The organism is Streptomyces olivaceus, assembly GCF_000721235.1.
Classification (GTDB): domain Bacteria; phylum Actinomycetota; class Actinomycetes; order Streptomycetales; family Streptomycetaceae; genus Streptomyces; species Streptomyces olivaceus.
The window spans coordinates 1-13018 of the sequence record NZ_JOFH01000070.1 but is presented as its reverse complement, the minus strand read 5'-3'; the positions used below and the strand labels follow the sequence as shown (position 1 = coordinate 13018).

4 protein-coding genes and 1 pseudogene are annotated in these 13018 nt (G+C 64.8%); all 5 read left to right on the top strand.

Translation table 11 applies throughout. The features are described from left to right. Positions 1-142: 142 nt before the first annotated feature. Positions 143-259 (top strand): annotated as a pseudogene (locus IG94_RS43915) (VOC family protein); the annotation flags it as partial. 1014 nt (positions 260-1273) lie between these two features. After that, a complete protein-coding gene (locus IG94_RS0137245) occupies positions 1274-4573 on the top strand; it encodes a LamG domain-containing protein (RefSeq protein ID WP_224326701.1) in 3300 nt (1099 codons plus the stop codon). 128 nt (positions 4574-4701) lie between these two features. After that, entirely contained in the window at positions 4702-11655 is a 6954-nt protein-coding gene (locus IG94_RS0137240) for a polymorphic toxin-type HINT domain-containing protein (protein WP_078892575.1), read from the top strand. A 77-nt stretch (positions 11656-11732) separates the two neighbouring features. After that, positions 11733-12143 (top strand): hypothetical protein, encoded by a 411-nt coding sequence (locus IG94_RS39860; protein ID WP_169752437.1) that lies wholly within the window; start codon positions 11733-11735, stop codon positions 12141-12143. Positions 12144-12396: 253 nt separating this feature from the next. Beyond that, positions 12397-12744: a hypothetical protein gene (locus IG94_RS42290; protein ID WP_211269724.1), complete on the top strand. Its 348-nt coding sequence runs from the start codon at positions 12397-12399 to the stop codon at positions 12742-12744. Positions 12745-13018 lie beyond the last annotated feature (274 nt).

The window sequence follows — 13018 nt, the reverse complement described above, 5'->3', positions numbered from 1 at the left end:
ACCGACGCTACGAACGCAAGGCCGACCACTTCCTCGCGTTCACCAGCATCGCCTGCACCCTCATCTGCTACCGCAGACTCACCAAATGAGATGACTTCTAAGCCCAACCACCCTGGTTACACCGCTCGTTTGACAGACCCCAGGCTGGACCTTGCTGTTCCCCGAACGCCACCCCCACGCGGGCGGCTCTCAGCAGTACGCCGCCTACCTCGCGAACCGCGACGGTTTCGAGATCGAGCTCATTGCTGCGGCACCGTGAAGATCTACTGGCCTCCCGCGTGCCCCGGGTGGGCTGGGACGGGTCGAAGGCGTCCGTGGCGCCCGCCGAGTGGCTCTACGGATGGGACTCTTGGAGGGGCGGTAGACGGCCATCTTCTTGTGCTGGGCCTGACACAGGCTCCTCCTGGCCAGTGAGTGACCCTCAGCCGACGTTGGCCAAAGGCGGGTGTGCCGGGCCCGTACCCCCTCCTCAACTTCCGTCCGCTGGCACGCTGCAGGCGTGACAGCAAACATGAGCCCGATGGACTGGGGAAGGAGCCGCGCCTGTGCAACGACTGCCGGCCGGTCGACTCCAACCGCTCACGCTCACGCCTGGCCGCAGCAGGCTGCCCTTCAGGGGGTGGGCCATCCACGGATGATCTGTGGCCGTTGATCTTGGTGTGCCAGTAAGGACACCGAAACGTGATCTTGTGGCGTACAACCCTGCCTAAACGTCGAGTTCCTCACGTGTCCTTCCGGAACTTAGCGCATTGTTGTCCGTTTCCTGCCTGTTGACCTGGGGTTCTTGTGAGGCGTTAGTTACTCCTGGCTACTTTGTGAATCTTGTGGGCGGGGTGTGACGGTGATGTGGACTCGGTTGCGGCGTGGGCGTAGAGCGCTGCCTGCGTCGAACGGCTGCGTGGGAAGACCTGGAGCAACACGCGGCCACGGTGTCCCCGCAGGCGTTACAGCGGTGCTGTGCGCGGCAGTGGTCGCGGCTCTGGTACCCGGCCCCGTGGCCTATGGCGCCGACGACGAGCCGCCCACAGCACCGTTGACGGAGGCGCAGAAGGCTCTGGAAGCGGCGCAGGAGTCCGGTGAGCGGGTCGAGGTGACCGGAGAACGCTCGGAGCGTACGACGGTGTTCGCCAACCCGGACGGTTACACGTTCACCCTGGAGGAGTCGGCGGTCCCGGTACGAGTGTCAGCGTCGGAAGGCGGCTGGCAGGCGCCGGACGCCACGCTGGAGAAGCGGCAGGACGGCACGGTGGGCCCGAAGGGCGCCGCTGCACAGATGGTGTTCTCCGGCGGAGGCAACTCAGAGCCGCTCGCACGCATCGAGGACGAGGGCCGCTCCCTGGCGCTGGACTGGCCAGGAACTTTGCCCGCTCCGCGTCTGGACGGCTCGAAGGCCGTCTACGCGGACGTTCTGCCGGGCGTCGATCTGCAAGTCACGGTGACCCCGGAGAGCTTCCAGCCCATCTTTGTGGTGAAGACCCCCGATGCGGCGTCCGGCGAAGAACTGAAGCGGCTCACCTTCGGTCTCAAAACCAGCAATCTCACCGTCCGCGAGGGTTCGGCCGGCAACCTGGCCGCGGTCGACGGCAACGGCACCACCGTGTTCAAGGCGCCGCCGGCACGGATGTGGGACTCGGCTGGGCAGGACGCCGCGGGCGGCGCTCAGGCTCAGTTGGCTGCCGCGGACGCCGCCCCGGGGGCCGATCCCGCTGACCCGTCGGAGGCGGCGCCGTCCGGCGGGGGAGTGGAGCCGGGCCAGGGCGACGCGGTCGCGCGTATGGATGTCGAGGTCGGTGCCGGTTCGCTGGCGGTGGTTCCGGACGCGGACATGCTGACCTCCACGGACGAGTCGGCGTTCCCGCTGTTCATCGATCCGACCGTGACGTGGGTCGAGTCGGAGCGCACGCTGCTGCGCAGTGACGGCTATGAGTCCTATGGGTGGGGCAACGGCGACGACGGGCAGGGCAAAGGCGTCGGCAAGTGTGGGTCCTGGAGCGGTTACTACTGCGGTCCGGGATACGTGCAGCGCCTGTACTTCGAGTTCTCTCCGGCCAGCCTGAAGGGGAAGCAGGTTCTGGACGCGACCTTCCGGGTGACGGAGCCGTGGGCCTTCCAGTGCGCTCCGCGGTGGGTGGACCTGGTCCGCACGAACAACATCTCCTCGTCGACCACGTGGTCCTCCCGGCCGAAGGAGCTCGACTGGATGGTCGACCGGTGGGTGTCCGCCGGCCGTGGCTCCGCCTGCGATCCCAACTCCCCGGACGCGCCTATCGAGTTCCACGACAATCCTGAGGAGTCGAACGAGAACCTGACCCCGACCGTGCGGAACTTCGCCGCCGGGAAGTTCTCCCGGCTGACGCTGGAGCTGCGCGCCCACGACGAGTTGGACACCTCGGCCTGGAAGCGCTTCAAGAACGACGCCGTCCTCGCCGTCGACTTCGTGGGCCTGCCGGACAAGCCGACCGGCGTCGGCCTGCAGGGCGGCGGATCCAGCACGGCACCGGTCTGTGAGCGCAGCGCGAGCGATCCGGCAATCGTGTCCGACCCCACGCCGTTGCTGAAGGCGACCGCGCAGACCAAGTCGGGTGGGGAGAAGGATGCTCAGCTGCGGGTCTACTTCGACCTCGACGTGCAGAATGCCGACAAGTCCTGGACGGACGTCAATCCGGGCAACGGATCACTCAGTCCCTCCACCGGCTATGTCGGCGACGGACGTGCCCTGTCGCTCACCTGGTCGAAGCTGACGGACGGCAAGCTGTACCGGTACCACGCCTGGACCTGGTCCTACCACGGCTCCAGCCATCTGAGCAGTGCCGCGTCCGACGGCTACTGCTACTTCCGCGTCGACTCCCTGCCGCCGAAGCCGCCGCAGGTCACCCTCTCCGCCCCGTACACCGAGTGCACCAGCGCTGCCTGCGCGTCCGGTGGCGGGCCGGGTGTGGCAGCCTCGCTGACGTTCAAGCCCGCCACGGGAGACACCAACAGCGCCTACCAGTACAAGCTGTCCTCCGACGCCGCATGGTCGGCCGAGATCAAGGGTGCCACGGCCGCGGCGAAGGTCACGCCCGGGCGTGGGGGCTTGTACCGCGTCTACGTACGGGCCAAGGACAGCCTCGGCTGGGGCGGTCAGTCCGTGACCGACTTCCTCGTGGACTCGGGCGACGCCCCGGTCGGCCAGTACCACCTCGACGAGGCATCCGGGACGGCGGTCGACTCCGCCACCGTGGACGGCCGCGACGACGCGACCCTCTACGGGCAGGCGGCGAGGGACGACCGCGGCCGCCGCGGCGTGATCACCCACGACGCCGACGGCAACACCCTCGAGACACCGGTCACCGACAAGGGCCTGGCCCTCAACGGAACCACCGGCTACGCCGCCACCAGCACAGCAGTGGTCGACACCCGCGCCTCCTACACCGTTTCCGCCTGGGCCATGCTCACGCCGGGCGTTGCGCGCACCCAGACGGTCCTGGGACAGGACGGCGGCTTCTACAGCGGCTTCTACCTGACCTACCGCGAAGAGGACAAGACGTGGACGCTGAGCACGTCACCCAAGGACGCCACCGACGGCAACATCACTGAGCAGAAGGTCACGGCGACCCAGCCGGCCGCACGGGGTGTATGGACACATCTCGCCGCGGTCTACGACGCCGGCGAGAAGCAGATCAGCCTGTACGTGAACGGCCGTCTGCAGGGCAGCGACACGGTGTCAGCCGCCTGGGCGGCAGAAGGCGGTCTGCAGATCGGCCGCGTGCTGTGGCGCGACTCCTACACCGACTACTTCGCGGGCTCTATCGACGAAGTCACCGTCTGGCAGCAGGCCCTGACCGACGATCTCGTCGCAGACGAGGCCCGGCTGATGAACTCCCCGGACCGCGCGGCGGTTGAGCTGGTCGCCGACTGGTCTGCCGAGCGCGGCAACGGCACCCTCGTCCAGGACGCCACCTCCGGGTACGGCCGGTCACTGTCCCTGACCGGCGGCGCGAAGCTGGACAGCGAGGCGATCGTCTTCGACGGAACGGACGACGCGGCCGTCACCTCGGGGCCGGTGGTCGATGACACGGGATCGTTCACCGTCACCACACTCGCGGCGCTCGACGCGGACAAACTCCTGGCCAAGCCGGTCGGCTACACCGGGCAGGTCATCGGACAGCGCACGGCAGACGGCTCGGCCTGGGGCATCTGGTACGAGCGCACAGGCAGCACGACCGTGGTCGACGAGGAGACACTCGAGGAAAAGACCGTCCCAGAGGGCTTCTGGCGCTTCGGCCGACTGAACGCCGACGGCACGTTCAGCGCGGTCACCTCCAGCGAGGCAGCGGTGCTGGACGGCATGGTCCGTCTGACCGGCGTCTTCGACACCCACACAGGGACGATCAGCCTCTATTTGAGCGGCAACCTCAACGGGGATCCGCAGACCTTCACTGCGAAGGCCGGCTCGGGAGACTTCGCACTCGGTAAGGGCTTCAGCAAAGACGCCTGGCAGCACTTCCTGCCCGCCGCCATCACTGAGGCACGCGTATGGGCCGGCGCGATGGCTTCCTCAGAGCAGATCGGCGAGGCCGTGGGCGACTGACGGACGAGAGGTGCGGACAGCCACTGATTCAGCTGTCCGCACCGAACGAGAACGCGGCACCTCGCGAGGGCGGGCTGCGATCGGCGTGCGGGACTTCTTTGAACTCACAAACCGGGTGGGGCGGAACGATGGTCTTTGGCATAGGCACCTCAAGACGGCACGGCGTGGGCACGCCACCCCGCACAGGCCGTCTTCTTGCCCAGGCGCTGGCCCTGGCGCTCCTCGCGCCCACTGGCCTGGCCCAGGTGGCCCAGGCCGCAGAGACGAGCGCCCTGGGACGCCCCGACACGCCCAGGACACCGTCGACCAAAGTCGAAGCGTTCGACGGCCCCGGAGCGAAGAAGGCCCGCGCCAAGGTCGCCAAAGAACGCAAGGCCAACGCCACACAGGCCAAGACCGCCTACGAGGAGCGGAAAGCCGACTGGCCGGACCACGGCGCAGCAACCCTCACGCTCAAGCCCGGCACACGGCGTACGGCCGCGCCGGCCGGTGTCCCCGTCACGCTGGAACCGAAAGCTGTGACCAAGCAACGTTCGTCAGCTGCCACTGGAGCGGCAGCCGGCGATGCCCGAGTCACTGTTCTGGACCAGAAGGAAGTGCGCCGAGCAGGCGTCACCGGCATCCTCTTCACGGCTACGGCACAGAACCCGGGCTCGGCACACGTAAGTGTCGACTACTCCGCGTTCGCCTCGGCGATCGGCGGCGGCTGGTCCCAGCGCCTGCAGATCGTGCAGCTTCCGGCCTGCGCCCTGACGACCCCGCACAAAGAAGAGTGTCGCAAGCAGACGCCACTGCGCTCGCACAACGACCTCAAGAACCAGACCGTCACAGCGAACACGGTTCTCGCCCCGACAGCCCAGGGCAGTACGGCCGCCCAGATGCTGAAGACCGCTGACAGCGCTGCCGCCGGCGCGACGGTGCTGGCGGTCACCGCAGCCTCCGCAGGTCCGGGCCAGTCTTCCAAGGGCGCGGGCGACTATTCGGCGACACAACTGTCAGAGTCCTCGTCCTGGCTAGCGGGCGGCAACGCCGGCTCCTTCACCTGGGCATACGACTTCACCATGCCGCCCGCCGCAGCCGGCCCGGTGCCGCCCCTGTCCCTGTCCTACGACTCGGGCAGCATCGACGGCCGTACCTCCACCACCAACAACCAGACCACGGCCGTCGGAGAGGGCTTCACCCTCACCGAGTCCTACATCACCCGCACCTACGGCTCCTGCGACGACGACGGGCACGACGAAGTCCACGACCAGTGCTGGAAGTACGACAACGCGAGCCTGGTCCTGAACGGCAAGTCGACCCGCCTGGTCAAGGACGACGACAGCGGCGCCTGGCACCTCGAGAACGACGACGCCTCCAAGGTGACCCGCTCCACCGGTGCCGACAACGGCGACGACAACGGCGAGTACTGGACAGTCGTCACCGGTGACGGCACCAAGTACGTCTTCGGCAAGAACAAGCTCGAAGGCGCCGACACCCAACGTACGAACTCGACCTGGACGGTCCCAGTCTTCGGCGACGACTCCGGCGAACCCGGATACAGCGGCGGCGACGCCTTCGCGGACCGCGCGCTCACCCAGGCATGGCGCTGGAACCTCGACTACGTCGAAGACAATCGCGGCAACGCGTCCACGTACTGGTACACCAAGGAATCAAACTACTACAAAAAGAACAAGGCCACCAAAGCGGATACCAGCTACACCCGCGGCGGCTACCTCAACCGCATCGAATACGGACTGCGCAAAGGCGCCCTGTTCACCGACAAAGCCGACGCCAAGGTCACTTTCGCCTACGCCGAACGCTGCACCGTCTCCGACTGCGACAGCCTCACCAAGGACACCGCGGAGAACTGGCCCGACGTGCCGTTCGACGCGATCTGCTCCAAGGACGACGACGAATGCGACGCCGCCGGCCCGTCCTTCTTCACCCGCAAGCGGCTGACCGGCATCGACACCTCGTCCTACAACGCCACCGGAAGCGCCTACGACCCGGTGGACTCCTGGGTGCTGACCGAAAAGTACCTCGACGGCGGCGACATCGGAGACAGCTCCGACCAGGTCCTCGCCCTCACGGACCTGCAACGGACCGCGAAAGCCGGTGACACGGCCATCAAGGTGGACCCGGTCACCTTCACCTACCAAATGCGGCCCAACCGGGTCGACGCCACCGACGACATCCTGCCCCTGACCCGCCCACGCATCTCCACCATCACCTCCGAGACAGGCGCGATCACCGAGGTCACCCTGACCTCCCCGGAGTGCAGGCGCAGCGAGGTCCTCGGCGCGGCACCGGACACCAACACCCGCTCCTGCTATCCGCAGTACTGGAACATCAACGGGTCCGAGGACGCGTCGATCGACTGGTTCCACAAGTACCGCGTCACCGCCGTCGGCGTGCACGACCCCGCCGCCGCCAACCCGGCCGTGGAGTACGCCTACTCCTATAGCGGCGCCGCCTGGCACCACAACGACGACCCCTTCGTCCCCAAGGACGAACGGACCTGGTCCGACTGGCGAGGCTACCGCCAGGTCACCGCCTACACCGGCGCCACGAGTGGCACCCGCTCCAAGACCGTCTCCCTCTACCTGCAGGGCATGCACGGCGACAAGAAGAAAGACGGCACCACCAAGTCCGTCACCATCCCGCCCCTGCTCGACACGGACGTCGACCTGACGGACGCGACCGACAGCGACCGGTACAAGGGCAGCCTGCGCCAACAGATCACGTACAACGGCAGCCAGCCCATCAGCAGCGTCTTCCACAACTACACCTACAAGAACACCGCCACCCAAACCGTCCCGGACGCCGCCGACCACACCGCCCTGTGGGTCCGCAACTCCTCGACCTACACCAGCACCTACCTCACCGGCCCCCAAACCTGGCGCACTCACACCACCGGCCAGAAATACGACGACCTCGGCATGGTCTACGCCGCCGACGACTGGGGCCAAGCCGGCCTGGCCGGCGACGAAACCTGCACACGCACCTGGTACGCACGCAACCCGGACGCCGGCATCACCAGCCTGGTCTCCCGCACCCGAACCGTCGCCAAACAGTGCTCCGTCACCGACACCAGCCTGAACCTGCCCGCCACCAGCGCCACACCCGGCGACGTCCTCGCCGACACCGCAGTCGTCTACGACAACACGAACGCCACCACCTGGTCGGCCACCCAGAAGCCCACCAAGGGACAGGCCACTTGGACCGGCCGCGCCACCGGCTACAACGCCACCGCCTCAAACGACGGACAGCGCACGCCATCCGGCTGGCAGACGGTCACGAATACCTCCTACGACACCCTCGGTCGACCCCTCGCCGTCACTGACACAGAGGGCCGCACCACGTCCACCGCCTACACGCCCGCCGACGCCGGTCCGCTGAGCAAAACCATCTCGACCGACCCCAAGGGCTACCGCTCAGTCGATTTCCTCGACCCACGCCGCGGTCAGGCCCTGCGCAGCTACGACATCAACACCAAGAAAACCGAGCAGAAATACGACGCGCTCGGCCGACTAACCGAGGTATGGCTACCCAACCGCTCCAGCGGCAGCCAGAGCCCGAACACCAAGTTCACCTACCACCTCGAAAACACCAAACCGTCCTGGGTCTCCACCTCCACACTGACGAACGCCGCCGACACCTACAACACGAGCTACGCGCTCTACGACTCCCTCCTAAGGCCTCTGCAGTCACAGACACCGACGCCCGACGGTGGACGACTACTGACCGACACCCGCTACGACACCCGCGGCCTGGCGTATGAGACGTACGCCGACATCTTCGACACCACCAGCACGCCCACCGGCACCTACACCCGCGCCGAATACGGCCGCGCACCTCAACAGACGGAAACTGTCTTCGACGGCGCCGGCCGCCCCACTACCGCCACGCTGTACGTCAACGGCATCAAGAAGTGGGCCACCACCACCAGCTACACAGGCGACTCGACCGCCACCACAGCCCTCGACGGCGGCTCCGCCCAGCGCACCGTCACCGACGTCCGCGGCCGCACCACCGAAACCCGCTCCTACGCCGGCAAAAGCCCCGCCGACGCCGACTTCGGCACCGGCCCCGGCACCAGCTACACCGCCACCACCTTCGACTACGCCCTCGACGGCCGGCAGAAGACCGTCACCGGCCCGGACAAAACAAGCTGGCATTACGGCTACGACCTGTTCGGCCGCCAGACCACCACGGACGACCCCGACAAGGGCAAGGCAACCACCCAGTACAACGCGCTCGACCAGGCCATCAAGACCACGGATTCCCGCGGGAAGTCGATCCTCAGCGCCTACGACGAACTGGGCCGTCCCACCGGCACATGGGCCGGCTCGAAGACCGACACGAACCAGCTCACCGCCCACACCTACGACACCCTCCTCAAGGGCCAGCCCACCGAGTCCACCCGCTACGTCGGCGGCAAGAACGGAGCCGCATACACCCAGGCCGTCACCGCCTACGACACCATGGGCCGCGCCATTAACACCGAACTGCGCCTGCCCGACAGCGATCCCTTCGTCAAGGCCGGACAGCCCACCACGCTCAAGGCCGAGGCGGCCTACAACATCCCGGGCCAGATCCAGCGGACCAGGGAGCCCGCACTCGGCGGCCTGCCCGACGAGAACACCGACTACAAACACGACAGCCTGGGCAACCTGACGGCCATCGGCAGCTACCTCACCGATGTTGACTACTCCGCCCTGACCCAGCCCCAGACACTGACCCTGGGCACCGGCGACACCCATGTCTACGTCGCCAACACCTTCGAGGCGGGCACCGGCCGCCTGACCCAGAGCTACGTGCAGGACCAGACCCACTCCTACCGGCCACAGGACCTCACCTACACCTACGACCAGACCGGCAACATCACCCAGATCCGCGACAGCACCACCCTCGGCGGCACCAGCACCGCCGACACCCAATGCTTCACCTACGACGCCCACCAGCGCCTGACGGAATCCTGGACCCCCGACTCCCAGAAGTGCACCGACACCCCCAGCACCACGACACTGTCAGGCCCGGCCCCCTACTGGACCAACTACACCTACAACACCGCAGGCCAGCGCACCACAGAGACCGACCACACCAGCACCACCCCCAAGACCAGCTACTGCTACACCAACACCGAGCAGCCCCACACCCTGACCGGCACCACCACCAACACCGACTGCACCAAGCCCGAACACGCCTACACCTACGACACCGCCGGCAACACCACCCAACGCCCTGCGACCACTGACAACACCAGCCAGGACCTGGCGTGGTCGGAAGAAGGAAAGCTCACCCGCCTCACCGAGGACGACCAGTCCACCGACTACCTCTACAGCGCCGACGGCACCCTCCTCATCCGCGCCACCGAGAGCGGCGAACGCATTCTGTACGCTGGCGCCACCGAACTCCATCTCCGCACGGACGGCACGACCTGGGCCCAGCGCTACTACACCGCCGACGGCATCACCGCCGCCATGCGCTCCAACCAGACCGGCACCACCAAGGTCACCTACCTCGTCAGCGACCACCACGGCACCAACAACCTCGCGATCAACCGAGACAGCGCCCAAACCTTCACCAAGCGCTACACCACCCCCTTCGGTGAAGAGCGCGGCAAACCCCCGTACGGTCCCTGGCCCGACGACAAGGGATTCCTCGGCGCCACCCGAGACACCACCACCGGCCTGACTCACATCGGCGCACGCGAATATGACGCAACGATCGGTCAATTCATCAGCGTCGACCCACTGCTAGAAACCAACAGGGCGCAGACCCTCAATGGCTTCACCTACGCCGCAAGCAACCCACTGATTTACTCGGACCCAACGGGCATGGGGCTTGCATGCGGAGGAGCCGGCGGAGCATCGGAGGGATGCCCGCAACGCCCCGACGGGTCGAAGGGTAACGGGCGCCCCAACGAGGGGACCTCCAGACCACCCGCGGTCCAACACCCCTGCAACAGTAATTGCGACCGCGATTGGGTCGGTGCCCACTCATCATCGTCGAACAACGCCGACCAGCTTATGACGTGGTTCTCCGAATACAGTACAAATGGGCGCGCGCCGGATGGTGACTACTGGTCCACCCCCATTATCCAGGACAGCGGACCGGGTCAGGCTTGCTTCGGGCGGGAGGGCTGCCGTCAGGCCTACCTGTACCTGATTCAAGGTGGCGATGATCTTTCCAAGGCAAAGGAAATTGCAGCGACCTATTGCCTTGACCATGCCGCAGAGTGCATCGATGACGCTGAAGCTTACGATCGCGGAAAGGCCATTGAGGGCCTCATCTACATGGCTGTCAGTGGTGGCAAGGGAGCTCGGATAGGTAAATCCCTCGGCTGCAAGTGCTTCCTTGCCGGAACCGATGTCCTCATGGCTGACGGCGGCACGGAAGATATTGAGGAAATTCGGCCTGGCGACGAGGTAATAGCCAAGGACCCGGAAACAGGAGAGGAGGGTCCAAGAAGGGTTACTCGTCTCATCCGGACCGAGGACGACAAACACTTCAACGTTCTGTCCATAGCAACGCAATACGGTGTCGAGACACTCACAGCCACCCACGAACACCCCTTCTGGTCCCCGTCGGAAGGATCATGGGTAGAAGCCGGCGATCTTGCTGCTGGCATGACACTCCTCACTGACGACAGTGAAACTGTCATCGTCACACGCAACCACGCTTATACAAGCCACGCCACTACGTACAACCTCACTGTCGACGGCATTCACACGTACTATGTGCTCGCAGGCTCCACGCCCGTCCTGGTCCATAATTCGGGACCGTGCCCAACGACGCGTTTCGTCACTGACGCCAACGGTGTGACGATCGACCTAAAGCCCTTGGGTAGAGGGTCGACTGGAAGGACAGCGCCAAATAGTCTAAATGAGCAGCTTGCGATGGAAACGGTCATGGCGAACCCAACGGCAGGAAGAGTCGTTCCCCTCAAGAAGGGTATGACTGATCCCCGGTGGATGGGATCGGATGGTTGGGTTAAAATGACCAGGAGGGTAAATGTGGGAGCTGAGGGTGATGTGGAGATTCATTATGTGATGAACACGATCACTGGGCATGTCGACGACTATAAGTTTAAATAGGAACCTGAGCTTATTCTGGCTCAGAATGGAGAGGCCGGGAACATAATTCCCGGCCTCTCTTGGGCATGTTTGATGCGTTGACGGAAGAGAGTGTAGTTATGGAAGTTACTTGCATCAAGGAGCATGTTGACGGCAAGTCGGAAATTTCGATGGAATACAACTATGATGGGGCGCCTGAAGTCACTGCAGGATTGTCCTATCTGGTGGCCGGAATGTCGATATATGCTGGCGTGGTTATGGTCTTGATTCGGGACGATATCCAGCTCCCTGGCTGGTACCCCATGGAAATGTTTGACGTGCGAGATCCTCGAATGCCGTCTCACTGGTTGTTTGCAAAGTATCCTGGATCGGAGTATCTCCAGGCGCTTTGGGGGTACGAAGAGCTGATTAATGATGAATTCCACTACGATGCGCTCTTGGAGCGCGATAATGGCGCACTTGTAATCTTTATTAACAGGCTCAGGGGCTCCGGAGTCGCTGACGCTTAAACTCCTATTCTCGATCCGGGTAGGTGGCTGATTGCGGTTCCGGGCGGAGGTATCCATGATCGACGATGTCGATGGCCCGTTCCTTGCGAGCCTGGTCGAGGGTCGGGCTAAGCGTTGGGCCGCTGGGGCCTGATCGTAGCTCTTGGCCTCTCCCGCGTTGTCCTAATCGACGGGCGTCTGTATCGATTATGGCGACATCCATCAGGTTGGGGACGTTGTTCCCCAAAACCGAACTTGCCGTCACTCGTACTATGTGCTGGCGGGCGAAACGCCGATCCTCGTGCATAATTTGAATGGGGCCTGCGGTGCAAACCTGACACGAGATGAAAAGGTTCCTGTCGCTGCGGGTGTCGATGATCTGTCGCCGGCGTTGCGAAAGAGCCTTACCGGCTTCATGAAGAAAAGTCCAGGGAATGCCGAAATTCCGCAGATCGTTCGCCTCCCCGAAGGAGGTGCGGAATTCTACTACAAGGTCCCCAGAAGGGTTCCCGGGTCTTACGCGATGTATCGGAAGCGAGTAGATTCTGAAGGAGTCACGGAGTTGGCTTACAAGACTACCTTCCTTCCTGATGGCAGCATTGCCCACATCAAGTTCAAGTGAGGATGAGTTCCGTGGGATCGAATACTTGCCAGGCTCTGGCCAGCCTGCTTGCCTGGGAATCATCGCTGGATGACCTGATCGACGCCGCTAATCGATGCGATCGACGCGAGGGGCCGTCTGTACGCTTGGATCGTGGTGCGGTAAGTGAGGTTCTGCAGCGGTGTGCCTCCGGAGAACTAGTAGTGCTTGGTCACGTGCGGTTCGTGGTGGCGTGTCTTCTTGATCGGTCGTGTCGTTGACCGGGTGTGCTGGGTGGGGAGTTGGCTGCGGTCCG